This is a genomic window from Streptomyces sp. NPDC051286 (assembly GCF_044455345.1).
GTDB lineage: Bacteria > Actinomycetota > Actinomycetes > Streptomycetales > Streptomycetaceae > Streptomyces.
The window spans coordinates 14444-30214 of sequence record NZ_JBITER010000011.1 but is presented as its reverse complement, the minus strand read 5'-3'; the positions used below and the strand labels follow the sequence as shown (position 1 = coordinate 30214).

General features: G+C 68.7%; 18 protein-coding genes. 12 read left to right on the top strand and 6 right to left on the bottom strand.

The features are described from left to right. Positions 1-111: 111 nt before the first annotated feature. The 7 genes from ACIBB8_RS13790 to ACIBB8_RS13760 all read left to right on the top strand — a co-directional run bounded on the left by ACIBB8_RS13790 (position 112) and on the right by ACIBB8_RS13760 (position 6556). Positions 112-840, top strand: a complete 729-nt coding sequence (locus ACIBB8_RS13790; protein WP_398951660.1) for a response regulator transcription factor — start codon at positions 112-114, stop codon at positions 838-840. Further along, the gene (locus tag ACIBB8_RS13785) at positions 833-2806 is read left to right on the top strand and encodes a sensor histidine kinase (RefSeq protein ID WP_398951658.1); all 1974 of its coding nucleotides are present in this window, start codon (positions 833-835) and stop codon (positions 2804-2806) included. The genes ACIBB8_RS13790 and ACIBB8_RS13785 overlap by 8 nt, the downstream gene beginning before the upstream one ends. A gap of 123 nt (positions 2807-2929) precedes the next feature. After that, positions 2930-3370, top strand: coding sequence for a hypothetical protein (locus ACIBB8_RS13780; protein WP_398951656.1), 441 nt, complete (start codon positions 2930-2932; stop codon positions 3368-3370). A gap of 77 nt (positions 3371-3447) precedes the next feature. Then, positions 3448-4059: a class F sortase gene (locus ACIBB8_RS13775; RefSeq protein ID WP_398951654.1), complete on the top strand. Its 612-nt coding sequence runs from the start codon at positions 3448-3450 to the stop codon at positions 4057-4059. A gap of 141 nt (positions 4060-4200) precedes the next feature. Beyond that, positions 4201-5181: a sphingomyelin phosphodiesterase gene (gene sph, locus ACIBB8_RS13770; protein ID WP_398951652.1), complete on the top strand. Its 981-nt coding sequence runs from the start codon at positions 4201-4203 to the stop codon at positions 5179-5181. Between the two features lie 149 nt (positions 5182-5330). Then, on the top strand, positions 5331-6152 hold the full coding sequence (locus tag ACIBB8_RS13765; protein ID WP_398951650.1) for an N-formylglutamate amidohydrolase: 822 nt from the start codon (positions 5331-5333) through the stop codon (positions 6150-6152). Between the two features lie 86 nt (positions 6153-6238). Further along, positions 6239-6556 (top strand): hypothetical protein, encoded by a 318-nt coding sequence (locus tag ACIBB8_RS13760; protein ID WP_398951648.1) that lies wholly within the window; start codon positions 6239-6241, stop codon positions 6554-6556. A 105-nt stretch (positions 6557-6661) separates the two neighbouring features. Here the strand turns inward: ACIBB8_RS13760 and ACIBB8_RS13755 are convergent, their stop codons facing one another. Next, entirely contained in the window at positions 6662-7273 is a 612-nt protein-coding gene (locus tag ACIBB8_RS13755) for a class I SAM-dependent methyltransferase (protein WP_398951646.1), read from the bottom strand. A 303-nt stretch (positions 7274-7576) separates the two neighbouring features. Between ACIBB8_RS13755 and ACIBB8_RS13750 the strand changes: the two genes are divergently transcribed. From ACIBB8_RS13750 to ACIBB8_RS13740, 3 genes are all read left to right on the top strand, one after another. Next, positions 7577-7894 carry a hypothetical protein gene (locus ACIBB8_RS13750; RefSeq protein ID WP_398951644.1) on the top strand — a complete coding sequence of 106 codons (318 nt, stop codon included), beginning with the start codon at positions 7577-7579 and terminating at the stop codon, positions 7892-7894. Positions 7895-8020: 126 nt separating this feature from the next. After that, positions 8021-8386, top strand: coding sequence for a hypothetical protein (locus ACIBB8_RS13745; protein ID WP_398951642.1), 366 nt, complete (start codon positions 8021-8023; stop codon positions 8384-8386). 30 nt (positions 8387-8416) lie between these two features. Beyond that, complete coding sequence (locus tag ACIBB8_RS13740) at positions 8417-9142, top strand: DUF4241 domain-containing protein (protein ID WP_398951640.1); 726 nt, start codon at positions 8417-8419, stop codon at positions 9140-9142. Positions 9143-9433: 291 nt separating this feature from the next. Here ACIBB8_RS13740 and ACIBB8_RS13735 read toward each other — a convergent pair whose 3' ends face one another. From ACIBB8_RS13735 to ACIBB8_RS13720, 4 genes are all read right to left on the bottom strand, one after another. After that, positions 9434-9613 (bottom strand): DUF397 domain-containing protein, encoded by a 180-nt coding sequence (locus ACIBB8_RS13735; RefSeq protein ID WP_398951638.1) that lies wholly within the window; start codon positions 9611-9613, stop codon positions 9434-9436. Next, a complete protein-coding gene (locus ACIBB8_RS13730) occupies positions 9579-9932 on the bottom strand; it encodes a hypothetical protein (protein ID WP_398951636.1) in 354 nt (117 codons plus the stop codon). Before ACIBB8_RS13730 ends, ACIBB8_RS13735 begins: the two co-directional genes overlap by 35 nt. A 248-nt stretch (positions 9933-10180) precedes the next feature. Further along, a complete protein-coding gene (locus ACIBB8_RS13725; protein ID WP_398951634.1) occupies positions 10181-10726 on the bottom strand; it encodes a hypothetical protein in 546 nt (181 codons plus the stop codon). Further along, positions 10723-11889, bottom strand: a complete 1167-nt coding sequence (locus ACIBB8_RS13720) for a helix-turn-helix domain-containing protein (RefSeq protein ID WP_398951632.1) — start codon at positions 11887-11889, stop codon at positions 10723-10725. Before ACIBB8_RS13720 ends, ACIBB8_RS13725 begins: the two co-directional genes overlap by 4 nt. A 349-nt stretch (positions 11890-12238) precedes the next feature. On the opposite strand from ACIBB8_RS13720, the gene ACIBB8_RS13715 reads away from it, so the two are divergent. Then, complete coding sequence (locus ACIBB8_RS13715) at positions 12239-13699, top strand: amino acid permease (protein ID WP_398951630.1); 1461 nt, start codon at positions 12239-12241, stop codon at positions 13697-13699. A 106-nt stretch (positions 13700-13805) separates the two neighbouring features. Beyond that, the gene (locus ACIBB8_RS13710; RefSeq protein ID WP_398951628.1) at positions 13806-13928 is read left to right on the top strand and encodes a hypothetical protein; all 123 of its coding nucleotides are present in this window, start codon (positions 13806-13808) and stop codon (positions 13926-13928) included. A 153-nt stretch (positions 13929-14081) separates the two neighbouring features. Here the strand turns inward: ACIBB8_RS13710 and ACIBB8_RS13705 are convergent, their stop codons facing one another. Next, complete coding sequence (locus tag ACIBB8_RS13705; RefSeq protein WP_398951626.1) at positions 14082-15755, bottom strand: SWIM zinc finger domain-containing protein; 1674 nt, start codon at positions 15753-15755, stop codon at positions 14082-14084. Between the last annotated feature and the right edge of the window lie 16 nt (positions 15756-15771).

Below are 15771 nucleotides of genomic sequence, written 5' to 3'. Positions count from 1 at the left end.
GCGGGTCAATGGCCACACCGACCCGTCGTGCCCGAAAGCCCGCCGGCGGAAGGAATCTCCGCCGACTACTTGCCACCGGACGACACCCCGAACTCCCCTACGATCAACCGCGTGTGCGCAAACGTCATCGTCGCCGAAGACGACGAGAAACAGGCCGAACTCGTACGCCGCTACCTCGAACGCGAGGGCCACGCGGTCACCGTCGTCGGGGACGGTCTCGCCGCGCTCGACGAGGTGCGGCACGGGGAGCCCGACCTGCTGGTCCTCGATGTCATGATGCCTCGGGCGGACGGGCTCGATGTGGTGCGTGTCCTGCGCGCCGAGCACCGGGAACTGGCGGTGCTGATCCTGACGGCCCGGACCACCGAGGACGATCTGCTGCTGGGTCTCGACCTGGGTGCGGACGACTACATGACCAAGCCGTACAGCCCCCGCGAACTGATGGCCCGGGTCCGGACGCTCCTGCGCCGGACGAATCGGCCAGGACAGGCGGCCCCCTCCGCGGACGCCGCTGATGAGGTTCTCTCCGTGGGCGGACTCAGAGTTGACCGGGCCCGGCACGAGATATCAGTCGACGGTACGTCGGTGGAATGCACGCCGGGCGAGTTCCGCATCCTCGCCGCGATGGCCGCCGAGCCCGACCGGGTCTTCAGCAGGCAGCGGCTCCTGGAGGAGCTGCACGGCTTCGACCGGTACATCAGCGACCGCACGGTCGACGTACACATCATGAACCTGCGCAAGAAGATCGAGCCGGCCCCGCGGAAGCCGTCCCGGCTGCTCACCGTCTTCGGAGTCGGGTACAAACTGACCGACCCCGCAAGGGGCGCGTCGGGTGCGTAGCCGTGGCCGGCCGGACCGCCGACGACTGCCGCTCCGCAAGAGTCTGCTCGTGCGGCTGCTGGCCGTATCGGCGCTGGTGGCGGCCTGCTCGGTGGCGGCCACCGCCTGGCTCGCCGTACAGACCACCTCCGGTGCCATCAAGCAGGAGCAGGGCCAGAACCTCACCGCCGACGCCCGGATCTACAACAAGCTGCTCGGCTACGCGGCGGGCCATTCCCGGTGGGACGGTGTCGAGAGGACGGTGCACGAACTGGCGACGCAGTCGGGCCGCCGGATCGCCCTGACCACCGAGGGCCGGGAGATCATCGCCGACTCGGCGACAGGGGCGTCCCCGCCCGCGCTTCCCACGCAGGCATCGGCCCTGGTCGACCCGCTCTCCGTGGACACAGCTCTGGCGGCGCAGTCCTCCGGAGCGACCGGCACCGCGGCCGACCGAGTCGACCCGCGGGCCGTCGGACCATTCCGTCTGCCCGCGGCGGAACGCACGCAATTGCGTCGCACCGCCGACCGGGGTGTGGCGTGCCTGAACGACGCCGGGATCGCCTCGGACGTCGTCGAGGGACCGAGCGGGCGCCCCCGCATCCAGATCGTCGGCAACGCCCCCGACCGCATCCTGGGCACCAGGTGCTCGACCGACGCGCTGGACGGTCCCACCGAAACCGAGAAGAAGGCACTCGGCGCGCTCAATCAGCTGACCAACGCCTGCCTGGACCGGCAGGGCCGCGCGGGTGTCCAGCTGCGCCTGGACCTCTCCTGGGGGGACACCGAGCCGGAACCCAGCACGGGCCCGGCCCGCCGCCTCGCCACCCCTGTCCCTGTGCCGGCCGTTCAGAGCAGTGACAACGACCGGGCGATCGCGTCGTGCGTCGGCGCCGCCCGCCGCGAGCAGCTCAGTTCGTACGTCGCCTCGCCCGCGCTGCTGTTCATCGGGGACGCGGGCGGCGCCACCGTCCCCGGTTTCGATCTCTCACCGGCGAACACCGCCCGTATCGCCGGTGTCGCGGCCCTGGTCCTCGCCCTCACCGTCGGCGCCTCGGTACTGGCAGGAGTCCGGCTCATACGGCCGCTGCACGCGCTCACCGGTGCCGCCGAGCGGATGCGGGACGGTGAGGAGTCGGCGCCCGTACCGGTCACGACGGACAATGAGATCGGGCGACTGGCCGCCACCTTCAACGACATGACGGCGCATCGTGCACGCCTTGAGGAACAGCGGAAGGTGATGGTCAGCGACGTCGCCCACGAGTTGCGCACTCCGCTGAGCAACATCCGCGGCTGGCTGGAGGCGGCGCAGGACGGCGTAGCCGACCTCGACGCGGCTTTCGTCTCCTCGCTCCTGGAGGAGGCCGTTCAACTGCAGCACATCGTCGACGACCTCCAGGACCTGGCCGCGGCCGACGCCGGCGCACTGCGTCTGCACCCGGCGCCGGTACGGATCGACGACCTCCTCGGCCAGGTCGCCGCGGCTCACCAGGCCCGCGCCGAGACGGCCGGAGTGACGCTGACGGTACGCACGGCCGCCCCCGGGCCCCCTCCTCTTCCCCTGACCGCCGACCCGGTACGGCTGCGGCAGGCCCTCGGCAACCTGGTGTCCAACGCGATACGCCACACAGCTCCGGACGGACACGTGGCCCTGCGCGCGTACGGCTCCGAGTCAGGTGACGAGGTGGTCGTGGACGTCGAGGACACCGGCAGCGGTATCTCGCCCGAGGACCTCCCCTATGTCTTCGACCGTTTCTGGCGCGCGGAGAAGTCGCGGAGCCGCCGCACCGGCGGCAGCGGCCTCGGCCTGGCCATCGTCCGCAAACTCGCCGAGGCCCATGGTGGCGCGGTGAGCGCCGCGAGTACGGAGGGGAAGGGCTCGGTCTTCACGCTGCGCCTGCCTGCGAGCCCGCATCGCACACCGGCGGCCCGGCCGCTGAAACCGTCGGACCGTCCGGACGAGCCCGCCCCGGACCATCAGGGCTGATGCGATGACCACAGCGATCTGACAGCTTCTTCATAAGTTCACGCGAGGCTGACGGCACGCCCGGCGCCTGGTGCGAATCGGCATCCAGGCACCACCAAGGCCGGGCTGGAACTGGAGCCACGTATGTCCCACCGTCCCCGTCCGACCCTGCGCACCGCCGTCCTCACCGCCGTCGCGGCGGGCGCAGTACTCTTCCCCTCCGCCACGGCCTTCGCGTCGGTCCCCTCCGACGGAACCCCCAGTCCTTCGGTGACGTCCGCCGAGGGGACCCCGGCACCCACTCCGGAAGCCGGGTCGAGCAGTCCCGCGCGTGGCGAGGGACCGTCGGTGGCGCCCCGCGGCGGCGTGGCCGCCGGCGATGAGCCCAGCGCGACCCCGGCCGTGCGCTTGAGGCATGGCTCCGCCGAGCCCCGCGGCGGCGTGGCCGCGGGCGAGCGTCCGATCGGCACGACGAGCAACACCACCGCCGCCGTCGCGGGTTCGGTCGCCGCCGCGGCCCTGCTCGGGGGCGCGGGCACTCTCGTGCTGCGCCGCCGCCGCACGACCGCACACCGCAACGGCTGACCTCCACGTGGCGCCGTCCTTCAGGGGCGGCGCCACCGCCCGTCTCCGCACCTTCTGTCTCCTGTTCTGGAGCATGCATGTCCCCTGCACACCACACACCCCGGCGGTCCGCCGCCCTGCCAACTGTCGCCTGCCTCACGCTCGCCCTCCTCACCGGCTGCGCATCCCACGCCGCGGAGCCACCACCCCCCGCCCGCTCCCCCACGCACTCCCCCGCTTCCCTCGCTTCCCCCGGGGCGGAACAGCCCGCGGCTCCCGCTCAGGTGGCCATCCCCTCGATCGGAGTAACCAGTTCCCTGATGCCGCTCGGTCTCAACGCGGACGGCACCGTCGAGGTCCCGTCGGCGGAGAAGGGCATGACGGCAGGCTGGTACACCGGAGGTGCGATCCCGGGCGAGCGCGGAGCAGCCGTCCTCATCGGACACAACGACACCCGGTTCGGCAGGGCCGTCTTCCACGACCTGAAGAAGATCGGCAAGGGCGCGGATGTAGTCGTGCGCAACGAGCGGGGCCAGGCAACCCACTTCACCGTCACCGGTATGGAGTCCGTGAGCAAGAAGGCGTTCCCCACGAAGAAGGTGTACGGCAGGACCGACGACCGGGCCCTCCGTCTGATCACCTGCGACGGCGCATTCGACGCCCAGGGCCACCCGGTGGACAACCTCATCGTCTACGCCACCGCCCGCTGACGGGACGTCCGATGAGGCCTCCACCATCATTGGTACGCCGGTGGAGGGACTCCCGACACCCGGCGTCTACCCACGGGTAACTCCCGCTGATTGGATGTGTGTTGCCTGTTCCACCCCCCATCAGCAGATACAGGAGACCCCGTGCCGCTCACCGCGCTCCGCCGCACCTCCGGCGTGACTCTGTCCGCCGCGCTCGCCGCCGTCACACTGATCGCCAACGCCCCTCAGGCGTCGGCGGCCGACGTCCCGTCCTTGCGCGTGCTCACGTACAACACGTTCCTGATGAGCAAGAACCTCTACCCGAACTGGGGACAGGACCACCGAGCCGCGGAAATACCGAAGACGTCCTTCTTCCAGGGCAACGACGTGGTCGTCCTCCAGGAGGCGTTCGACAACTCCGCCTCCGACGCTCTGGCACGGACAGCATCCGCTCAATACCCCTATCAGACACCGGTGATGGGCCGGAGCAAGAGCGGCTGGGACGCCACGGGCGGCTCCTACTCGGCCACCACCCCGGAGGACGGCGGGGTCACGGTACTCAGCAAGTGGCCGATCGTCCGCAAGGAACAGTTCATCTACAAGGACGCCTGCGGCGCCGACTGGTGGGCCAACAAGGGCTTCGTCTACACCCAACTGAACGTCAACGGCACCAAGGTGCATGTGGTGGGGACCCACGCCCAGTCGACCGACCCGGGATGCAATGCGGGCGAGGCGGCGCAGATGCGCAGCCGGCAGTTCAAGCAGATCGATGCCTTCCTCGACACCAAGAACATCCCCGCGTCCGAACAGGTCATCGTGGCAGGCGACATGAACGTCGACTCCCGCTCCCCCGAGTACGCGTCGATGCTCGCCGACGCCGGACTGACCGGAGCCGATGCCCGCACCGGGCACCCGTACTCCTTCGACACCCAGGACAACTCGATCGGCGCTGACCGCTACCCCGACGACCCCCGCGAGGACCTCGACTACGTCCTGTACCGCACCGGGCACGCGAAGCCGGCGGGCTGGACGAACGAGGTGGTCAAGGAGCAGAGCGCGCCCTGGACCGTCTCCAGCTGGGGCACGGACTACACGTACACGAACCTCTCCGACCACTACCCGGTGATCGCTTCCGCCCGATAGCGGATCCAAGCCCCCGCACACCCGTCACCCCAGTCGCCCCACTCGAACACCGTTGGCAGACAATCGGATATGACGAGGCGGAGTGCCGCAAGCCCGGCACTCCGCCTCGTCGATGTACCCAGCGACGATCCGCCCCGAAGGAATCCTCTATGGTTCTCGCGCACCAGCCGTTCCGCCTTCTGCCCGGCGGGGTCGCCTCATCGATCCTGCTGCATGTTCCGCACTCGGCTCGCCACATCCCCGAGCAGGTGCGTAGCGGAATCAAACTGGACGACAGGGCCCTGGAGCTGGAGCTCGCCCACATCACGGACTCCCACACGGCCGAGTTGGCCGCCAAGGCCGCTCTGGCTGCTCCCGTCACGCCCTGGCGATTCATCAACGGCCTGTCGCGGCTCGTCATCGATCCCGAACGGTTCCCCGACGAGCGCGAGGAGATGGCGGCGGTCGGCATGGGCGCGGTCTATACGCAGACCACGCATCGCGAGCAGCTCCGCTCACCGGATGTGGATCCGGAGCCCCTGATCGACCGCTACTTCCGCCCCTACGCCGAAGCCATGACCGCCGCCGTCGACGAACGGCTGGCCGCGACCGGCCGCGTCGTCATCATCGACGTCCACTCCTACCCGACGGCCCCGCTCCCCTACGAACTCCACGGCTCCGGACCGCGCCCGCCGATCTGCCTGGGTACCGACCCCTTCCACACTCCGCCGGAAATCCTCGCCCAGGCCGAGAAGGCGTTCGCCGGTTTCGGGGGCACCGGCATCAACACCCCCTTCACCGGTACGTACGTACCGCTGAAGCACTACGGCACGGACCCGCGCGTCAGCGCCCTGATGATCGAGATCCGTCGCGATGTCTACATGTCCGAGCCGGGCGGACCTGCCGGCCCCGGCCTCACCGCGCTGGCTTCGGCGCTGGCCACTCTGGTCACCGCGCTGTCCGGGGCGAGCGAGCCGGGGGCGCGAGCGTGACCCCTCGCTTCGCCACCGCACGATTCCATGTCCGGACCGGTCCGGACGCACTGTTCACGCGGGTGCGACACATCATGAGGGCGCCTGTGTCGCTACGAACCGGCCGGCACGCGCTGGAGCGGCTGGCAGGACGGCACGCGCCGACAGACCGGCTCGTCGAGTTCGATCCGGGTGCCTGGGAACTGGTCTCCGCCGACGTACGGACCGACACCGGCAAGTGGGTCAAGTCCACCTGGAGCGTGGACGTCGACGGTCGGCGGTGGTGGGTGGTCATCGGCCTGGGGAGCACCGTCGTGACCGTGATCGACGTGGCTCCGGAGCGTGTGGGGCTGGGCGACGGGATCATCACGGAGGGGCCACTGTACGAGTTCGTCGCGGGCGTGAACGCGAAGCTGATGGGCTGATCGATCACGATCGAGGTGCAGAAAGGCTGTCGTGCGTGGGAAGCCACGCAACGACCGCCGACAGGTTGAGATGCCGTACACCCCCGAGACCACTGGGCACAGCTGTTACGGCCTTGAGCACACGCCGCTGATGAGCTGGCATCGCACCGGGTTGCCCGCGTCCGGAGCGGCCAGGATCTCGATGCCTTCGACGTCGAACCCATGCCGGACCAAAAGCTCTTCCCACAGGCTCGGCGCGATCACCCACATGTGCACGGGGAGAGGAGTGTGGTCGCGTAGGCGTACTTCCGCCCTTCGTGGCCGCACAGTCTCCGAGGGACCCGCCCCGTCCGCGTCGGTGTGCAGAACCGAGAACACCAGCCGGCCGCCGGTCCGGAGTGCATCCCGGATGGCAGGCAGCGACCGGTCCGGGTCGATGTAGCCCAGAGCGTGTACGGAGTAGACGACGTCGTACGGCGCACCGGCTCGCGCGTACTCAACCGCGTCGCCGTGCACGAAACTCAGCCCGTGGGTGTTCCCGTACTGGCCGAGAGCACGCCGGAGTTGCGTGGCCGATGAATCGATCGCGTCGACCTGGGCGCCGCACGCGCGGGCGACGTGAGCGGCGTAGCGACCGGTGCCGCAGCCTATGTCGAGAACTCGTTTGCCACTGACCTCGCCGAGGGCCTCCGTTCCGGGGCCCTCGCCCCAGAACCCCCAGTCGATGGAGTCAGCCACGGGCGGAAGATATCCCCGGTCAAGCTGGCGCCGCCCGTACTCCGTCCAGCTCCGCGCGTTCTCGAACTCCCAGGTTCCCACGGTCACGCCCCTCGCACGCTGTCGGCCGGTCCGCCGGTCCACCGATCCACTGGCAGCCTGAACAGGCGCTACCCCGGTCAGGGCATCCCTACACGAACACCCAGTTCCAGTCCACCCGCGCGAGCCTCACGAACCTTCAAGACACTGTCACCCACGGATGCGGAGTGCGGAAGCAGGTCAGGTCGCCCATGGATAACTACCGCGTCCAGTTGCTACGCCACCTTGAGGACTGCCTGCGAAGGGGCCGGTGGCGCCGCAGGCGGAGAAGAAGCTGCTGTCCGAACTGATCGGCAACTTCAATGCACCAAGTTCAGTGCGCACTTCGCCAAGCAGGACGTCATCCAGCCGTTCAACGAGGCCAAACATGACGCGAAGGTCCGGGCTGCCGCCGTCGTCAACGACAAGGACAACGTCGGCAAGGCCTTCGCCGACAAGATGGCCGTTCACATCGACACCATCGCCGGCATGGGACGGCAGTACTTCGGAACCGACAAGGGTTTCAAGTCCAGCCTGGACCGCAGCGCACGGCGGGCGGCGTGAGTAGCCGTTTCTTTTCCGAATCTGATGTGCGAGTTTCCACAAGTCAGGCGCGATGTCCGCGTTGTCGAGGCATGGCTTTGGCCGTCTTGTTCGTCGTAGGTGACGTGGGGGTGGCAGATGCCGTCGATGCGGGCAGTGCTCGAGTGCCGTGAGAAGGCCGCGCTGGTGCGGGTGGAGGAGTTGCGGGCCGAGTTCGAGCGTGTGCGGGCAGTTCTCGCAGAGGCGGAAGAGGTGCTGAACCACCGGGTGATCGGCCTGGAGCAGTATCTCGAGGCGCTGGCTGAGCATGATGCGCCCACCGCGGCGGGGGTCCCTGGGCCGGCCGCGGCCGAGACTGTGGTGGAGGAGCCGATGTCGGTGACTGGGCCGCGCAGGACGGTGGCCCGCAAGGAGGACGGGGTGTCGATGGAAGCCCTCGGTGCGGACTACCGGCACATCTCGCCGCCTTGCCCGCCGCACATGCGATGTCCGAGTGAGGGCCTATCGTCGTGAGTTCTGGTTGGGTCGTGGTGAGGACACAGGGTGGCATACGTGGGGGATGGTCGACTGGTTGCGGCGCCGGAGGTGCGCGCCTATCTCGATGCGGTGTTCACGCCGGGCACCCGGCTGGGGGTGCGGCGTGATGATCAACGGACGTTCGTTGAGGTGGTGGAAGTGGCTCGGGTGACATCGATCCGCGTGCCAAGCGGCCGGCTCGTGGTGGACACCCCATGGCTGGAGGACGAAGACGGGGTGCCGCGGGAGCTCGCGGTTCGGATCCCTCCAGGTGCATTCAGGGTGGATGCGGCATGGACGGAAGCGCCGTACGAGTTCTTGGGGGAGTACTTCTCCGGCCGTGAGGTGGCCGCGACGCACCTGTGCGTGCGGGAAGGCACGGTGGCGGTCTGGGAAATGGGCCTCGCCGAAGGCGACGACATCGAACGCCTTCGTCAGGGCGACCAGGTGGGATTCAACACGGACACTTCCACGGGCAGCTTCGGCGACGCGACAGCGTGGCCTGCTCTGACAGCGCCGTTCCGCAAGTTCTGGGAGCAGCGCAGGACAGCACCGGGCACGCTCGTGTCCCGTGACACCGAGAGCCTGGGCGGCGGCGAGTTCGAGATGGTCCGTGATGAGGCCCGGGGCGCAGACCTCCTCACCTTTTCCGCCACTGAAGGACTTTCCGTAGCCTGGCTCGGTCGTACGGAAAACGGAGAGCTCAGCTCCATTGTCGTCATGGGCCACATGGGGATGGAAGCGCTGGCCTGAGGACCATTCAGCACGGCTCCCCGGCGGCGGCGGGTGCTCTCGCTGTCTGCCGCAGTTGCACGGAGCCCACGACTTCTGTTCGCGGTTCCGCCACGGTGACGTTTTCGCGAACGGGACGGTTCTCCGATGCTCCGGCTGACCGCCACTGACCTACACCGTCAGGTTCAGAAACAGGCACTGACAGATGATCCGCCGCGAGGAGGGCGTGAACGAATAGTCCGGGGACGCGGGGGAGGGTCCCGCCGCTGCGCCGGTACAGCGTGCGGCAGGACCCTTCCGGCTTGCGCTACCTCAGCGGGCCTCCCGTCCGGTGGCAAATCCCAGTAGCCCTGCCCATGCCTCGGGTCGGACGGTCAGCATGGGGCCGCCGACCTGCTTCGAGTCACGGATGTGCACATGCATAGCCGCGACGGCAATCTGTACGCACTCGCCGCCGTTACCTGTGCTGTAACTGCTCTTGAACCACGCCAACTCGGGTGCGGTCGGCCCGGTGCGCTGAACGGTCCTGGGTCTTGACCGTGCGCAGGATTTCCATGCCGTGCAGGTGCAGGGACCGATGCGTGATGTCCGTGAACCGGTGCCAGCGACAGGGTCGTTCGCGGGTTCCGTAGAGAGCGCGCGCGGCGGCGGGGGTGTAATAGGTCTGCCGGGTTGCCGCGTCGGTTCTTCGGCTGTCGAGCTCGAAGGGTATGGGGCCTTCGGCCCAGGGAGGAGGGGAAGGCAGCCGGACGGGGAGGACTACGGCGACCGTCTGCCGGACACCGGTGATGGAATCGATGTCGGTCGTCACTGGGCATACCCTTCCGTCCGCGCACATCCGCGCCTCCGACAACCCCCTGCCGGCGCGTCAGGTGACCGAAGAACCGTCATGCGTGGATCTCCAGTTGCTCACATCCGGCAGCCGATCGCCCGGCAAGATTACCCAGTTGCGGATCACCAAACACGTCGCCCCACGGAAGACCGGACCCTCAACACCACGCTGACCCGGCGTACGTGTGGCCGGAGAACTTGCAGCGGCGTCTCGGTGGGAGTCATGCCTCACGGCAGCAGGCCTTCAGGCCTGTGCGGAACGTCTCGTACATGACGACCAGCCGCCGCCATCGCGAGCAGCAAGCGGTGCCCCTCACTGGCCGGGGTCAGGCCGGCGACGACGGCCTTCCGCATGAGGTCGACCGTGTTCTTGACGCGGATGCCCTTGCGGCGGGCGTAGCGGCCCGCTTCTCCGTCGTCCGTGATCCATACGGAGTCTGCCAACTCTCTGCGGTGCTCGATGATGACCAGCGTCTCCGCCTCGCCCAGGTGTTGCAGCGGCCGGGACGGTGAGCCGCCGAACACCACGCGGCGTATGCGGTCCACGCGTGCGGTTTCGGCCGGGTCGTCGATCTCGATGGGATCGCCGAGCCACCCGTCCTCGGTCACCTGGCGCAGCCGCGGCCAGTACCGGGTCGACTGCTGGGCCTCCGCCGAAACCGCCTGCGTCCAGCGGCCGCGACCGTCCAGGATCTTTTCCAGCAGGCCCAGACGGTCGACCGCCGCGAAGTTGCACAGCACAGTGTTGTCGGGGAACCAACAGTGGCGTGTCATGGCTGGAAGACCAGGTCCCCTTCGTCCACGTCGGCTGTGGACGGTGTGCCGTCCTCCGGCTCGGGTTCGAGGGTCGCGCGGATCTCGTCAACGTCCAGGCCGGTGTAGGCGGCCAGCGGGCGCAGGGTCGTCTCTCCGGCGAGGTAGGCCTCGTACAGCGACCGGATGGGGCGGAAAGGCAGCCGGGCGGCTTCCGCCCAGGCAGTGCGGGCTGCGAAAGCATCGCTCTGTCCGGTCAGCAAGTGGCAAGCCTCCGTGGTGAGCTCGCGCAGCCTGCCTCTCGTCTCCGTATCGATGAAGCCCAGCTGGGAAAGCCGGGCGGCCAGTGCGCTCGGCGACACCTTGAAGCGCACGACGAGCGATCTGAGCTCTTCGTCCGTGAGGTCACGCCCTTTCGCAGCGGCGTTCATCTCGTCCCTGGGCATCAGCAGGTTGGCGGCGAACACATTGGCGCGGATCTCTGTCAGGTCCTTCTGCCGGCCGGGCGCGAGATGAGTCTCCGTGAGGAGGTCCTGGGCGTCCCGGGCCAGGATGTGCCCGAGTTCATGGGCGAGCGTGAAGCGCTGGCGCGTCGGCACCTTCGTCCGGCCGATCATGATGAGCCGGAATCCGTCCGCCTGCCAGGCCGCACCGTCGACACCGTTGGGCAAGCCGATCTTCGCCACGTCCACGCCGAAGGCACGCTCCATGACGTGGACCAGCTCGGGCGTCTCCAGATCGCTGACCGTCGGTGTCCCGGCGGCGGCCAGTGCGTCCTCGGCCAGAGCCACACCCTGGTCGACATGGCGCTCCACCTCGCTCCGGACGGACGGCAGCTCCGGCAGCTCCGGTGACCGGCCGAGACATTCCAGTACCTCGTGGGCCGTCGTGAACCTTTCGACGAGATCCCTGAGCGTGTCGTGTCCCTGACCATCGGCTTCCGGGGCGCTTGCGCGGGCCGCGAAGGCAGGACGGAGCGGCTCGCGGCCGGTCAGGAGCCAGTCGACGGTGGTGTTGCCGAATTCGGCGATCCGGGCGAGGTCAAGGGACGTGAATCGTCGGACGCCACTGAGAGACTTCGACAGTTTGTCGGGGGTCAGTCCTATGGTCTCGGCGAACGCTGCCTGGTGGATCGAGGCCGCGTCCATGACTTTACGTACACGTTCACTCACACTCTCGCCCATGCGGCCAGCGTACGAGGGTGTTGCGAAAATCGCAACGCTCACCGCTTGCGCCACGGTTCCGGCGCCGCCGATATCGCAGTGTCCGGACCGGATGTGCGAACACCATCGCCTCCGCACAGGTCTTCACCACCGCCCGCGGCACATCGGGACTCACGGAGGCGTACACACGCCCCTTGCATACTGCCCCGTAACCTCTGACACACCTCAGATTTATTCCTGAGTGACGTGGGACACTGCCAAAACCACAGAAATCCCCGATGATGGACATCGAGCCGTGCCACGGTGACGACCCCCTGGCCCCCCACGGCCGGGACCGCACACCTTCCCCCCACAAAGGCGAATCTCCTCCATGAGTGACCGCTCCACTGCGGCCGAAACGCTCGCCGCCGCCCCATCGGCGACGAGCTCCCCCCACCGGGACGCCGGCGATGCCGGTTACAGCAAGGACCTCAAGTCCCGTCACATCAACATGATCGCCATCGGCGGCGCGATCGGCACCGGCCTGTTCCTGGGCGCAGGCGGGCGACTGGCCGATGCGGGTCCCTCGCTCGCCCTCGCCTATGCGGTTTGTGGTGTCTTCGCCTTCTTCGTCGTCCGCGCGCTCGGCGAGCTGGTCCTCTACCGGCCCTCCTCCGGTGCCTTCGTCTCATACGCCCGTGAGTTCATGGGCGAGAAGGGCGCCTTCGCCGCCGGCTGGCTGTACTTCCTGAACTGGTCGACCACCGCCGTCGCCGACATCACCGCGGCCGCAACCTACGCCCACTTCTGGGCGATGTTCAGCGACATCCCGCAGTGGATCCTCGCGCTGATCGCCCTCGCCGTCGTGCTCACCGCGAACCTGATCTCGGTGAAGTACTTCGGTGAGATGGAGTTCTGGTTCGCGATCATCAAGGTCTCCGCCCTGGTCACGTTCATGCTCATCGGGATCTTCCTGGTGATCACCCAGCACCCGGTGGACGGTCACACGCCCGGCTTCTCCACCATCTCCGACAGCGGCGGCATCTTCCCCACCGGCACGCTCCCGATGCTGATGGTGATCCAGGGTGTCGTGTTCGCGTACGCCTCCGTCGAGCTGTGCGGCGTGGCCGCCGGCGAGACGGAGAACCCCGAGAAGATCATGCCCAAGGCGATCAACTCGATCATGTGGCGCGTCGGCCTCTTCTACGTCGGCTCGGTGGTGCTGCTGGCCCTCCTGCTGCCGTACACCTCGTACTCGGGGGACCAGAGCCCGTTCGTCACGGTCATGGAAAAGCTGGGCATCCCGGGCGCGGCCGGTGTGATGAACCTGGTCGTGCTGACCGCGGCGCTCTCCAGTCTGAACTCCGGCCTGTACTCCACCGGCCGCATCCTGCGCTCCATGGCGCTGGCAGGCTCCGCACCCAGGTTCACCGGCCGGATGAACAAGGGGCAGGTGCCCTACGGCGGCATCCTGCTGACCGCCGGCTTCGGTGTCCTGGGCGTCGTGCTCAATTACGTCATGCCGGGCCAGGCGTTCGAGATCGTTCTCAACTTCGCGTCGATCGGCATCCTCGGTACCTGGGGCATGATCATGCTCTGTTCGCTGCTGTTCTGGCACCGCTCGCGGGACGGCCGGGTCACCCGCCCCTCGTACCGGCTGCCCTGGGCCCCCTACACGCAGATCGTCACGCTGTTCTTCCTCGCCGGCGTCGTCTGCCTGATGTGGTGGGGCGGCGGAGTGGGCCGTACGACCGTGCTGTGTCTGCCGCTGATCGCGGCGGCACTGGTCGGCGGCTGGTTCGTCGTCCGGGGCCGGGTGAACGTCCTGGCACGGGAGCGCGAGGACGCCTGACGTTTCCAGGCAGCGGCGACGGCCCGCGCGAAATCATCACCGCGCGGACCCTCGCGTGGATGGGGAATGCCGATCTGCCCCAGGCCTGCTCCGCGTTGCGGGCGAGGTGGTTCAGTCGGTCGGCGCGGGCCGCCTCGGCGGCCTCGACGCGACGGCGCTCGTCCGCTTCCCGCGCTGCGCGTTCCCGATCAAGGGGCCCGGTGCGCTGCGCATGAGCGGTGTTCAGTAGGTGCGCGGCACTGCGCCGCACTTCCGGCGCGGTGCCCTGGCGGCCCCTGGCGGTTTTCCGGTAACGGGCCAGCAGCTGTGCTCCGGGACGCGGCTCGCTGCCCATAGCGGCGAGCCGACCGAACACTGCCGGTGTGCCGGAAAGGGGCCGCCGTCACAGTGCGTGCTGGTCGAGCAGCCGCATCAGGTTCCGCTTGCGCTTCTGACCTCCGCGCAAGGCGGCGAGGTACGCGGCGAAATCGTCCGGAGTGCCCAGGCGGCGGTGGCAGTCCCGCATGCTCAGGAGCAGGCTGGTCAGGCGCTCGTAGACCGCGTTGCCGGTCTCTTTCTCGAGGGGTTCGGCCAGGCGCTGGTAGACGCGCAGCGCGTCGGCGGGGCGCGTGGTGCGGGCCTGGTCGGCGAGGGTGAGCCACTGCCGGTCGTCGGCGCCCGAAGCGGTGGCGGCCTGCCAGGCGGCATCGGTGTCCTTGTCGTCGAGCAGAGCGTCGATCAGGACCGGGCCGCCGTACCGGACCCGCTCGCGCTGTGCCGCGTCGGCACGCAGCAGCGCCAGCGCCTGCCCGCGCTCGGCCTCCCAGCAGTCGGCTGCCTGTGCCGCCGTGCGCAGTTGCTGATACGCGGCGAGGGAGCGATGGGCGGTGAAGTGGGCGCGGCGCACGGCGACCGCGTCGAGGAACCGGTCCGAGCGTGTGTACCGGTCGCAGAGGTAGTCGACCAGGCCGATGGCGGGGGTGGTGGTGTCGGAGACCTCGCCGATGCCGCGTTCCGCCCAGCGCAGCGCGTCGCCGGGACGGCCGGCAGCGTCCAGTTCGCGTGCGATGACCAGGTGGGTACTGCCGTCGCGTGCAAGATCGGACGCGTGCACGGCGATCACCGAGTCCACATCGCCGGCCGCCTTGGCCAACCGTTCCATCAGGTACTTCTCCGCCCAGCCTGTGCGGTTGCCACGCCAGGCTTCGAGCGCCAACTCCCTTACGCCGGCCAGTCCCCGTTCGCCGAGGACGTCCTCGTAGTCGAGCGGGTCGATGTCGGTCAGGTCGTCCAAGTCGCTGAGCACATGGTCAACCAGCCACTGCGCGGTCTCCTCCGGATCGGGGCGGGCCGCGCGGCACGCGTCGAGATGGACTGTGGCAAGAGCGGTCCCGACCTGACTGAGGTGTCCGTCGGAGTCGTCGATCGCGTCCTGCACCTCGTTCAGCATCCGCATCGCCTCCCGGGACAGGGAGATCGCGTCCCCGGCCTGCCCGGAGGCGATCAGATCAGCGATGGCGGAGACCGCCTGCGAGGCCTGTTCGCCGTAGGCGTGGGCATCGGCGTACTCGACGTATCCGTACCGTGCGAAGCGGCCGATGTCGAGGAGTTCGCGAATCCGGGTGCGGACTTCGGCGAGGTCTCCGCGGGCACTCGCGGCACGCAACTCCAAGCGGCGGCGCACCTGCCGGTCCTCGGCGATCTGCTCCCGTACGAGTGCGAGCAACTCGTCCCTGGAGAGCGCGGCCAGCCACGCGTCCAGGTCCTGAACACGGCTGCGGGCACGGGTGTACTCCCCCGGCAGGCTCTCCGACCGGGCGAGCGCGGTCAGGCCGAGCGCGACCAGGTGCTTGCAGAAGTTGCCCTCCATTCCGTACGGGCAGTCGCACTCCCCGGTGAGCCCTTCAGGCTCATCGAGCGACAACTCCACCTCGTAGGCGTCCGTCCCATGGACCGTGGCGGTGATCCAGCCGTCGCCGACCTCCAGAGCGGTCACCGCGTCCAGATAGTCCTCGCCCCGCTCGAAAGACCGCGGCCCGGCCAGTACCCGCAGATCCGCCTCGGTGAACCCACCCATGATTTCCCCGCCTCGG

What these genes read in the sequence shown, in the direction of transcription:
- ACIBB8_RS13715 (WP_398951630.1), top strand. Translation starts at nt 12,239, where the DNA reads ATGAGTGACCGCTCCACTGCGGCCGAAACGCTCGCCGCCGCCCCATCG.
- ACIBB8_RS13780 (WP_398951656.1), top strand. Translation starts at nt 2,930, where the DNA reads ATGTCCCACCGTCCCCGTCCGACCCTGCGCACCGCCGTCCTCACCGCC.
- ACIBB8_RS13745 (WP_398951642.1), top strand. Translation starts at nt 8,021, where the DNA reads ATGCGGGCAGTGCTCGAGTGCCGTGAGAAGGCCGCGCTGGTGCGGGTG.
- ACIBB8_RS13775 (WP_398951654.1), top strand. Translation starts at nt 3,448, where the DNA reads ATGTCCCCTGCACACCACACACCCCGGCGGTCCGCCGCCCTGCCAACT.
- ACIBB8_RS13720 (WP_398951632.1), bottom strand. Translation starts at nt 11,889, where the DNA reads ATGGGCGAGAGTGTGAGTGAACGTGTACGTAAAGTCATGGACGCGGCC.
- ACIBB8_RS13725 (WP_398951634.1), bottom strand. Translation starts at nt 10,726, where the DNA reads ATGACACGCCACTGTTGGTTCCCCGACAACACTGTGCTGTGCAACTTC.
- ACIBB8_RS13705 (WP_398951626.1), bottom strand. Translation starts at nt 15,755, where the DNA reads ATGGGTGGGTTCACCGAGGCGGATCTGCGGGTACTGGCCGGGCCGCGG.
- ACIBB8_RS13765 (WP_398951650.1), top strand. Translation starts at nt 5,331, where the DNA reads ATGGTTCTCGCGCACCAGCCGTTCCGCCTTCTGCCCGGCGGGGTCGCC.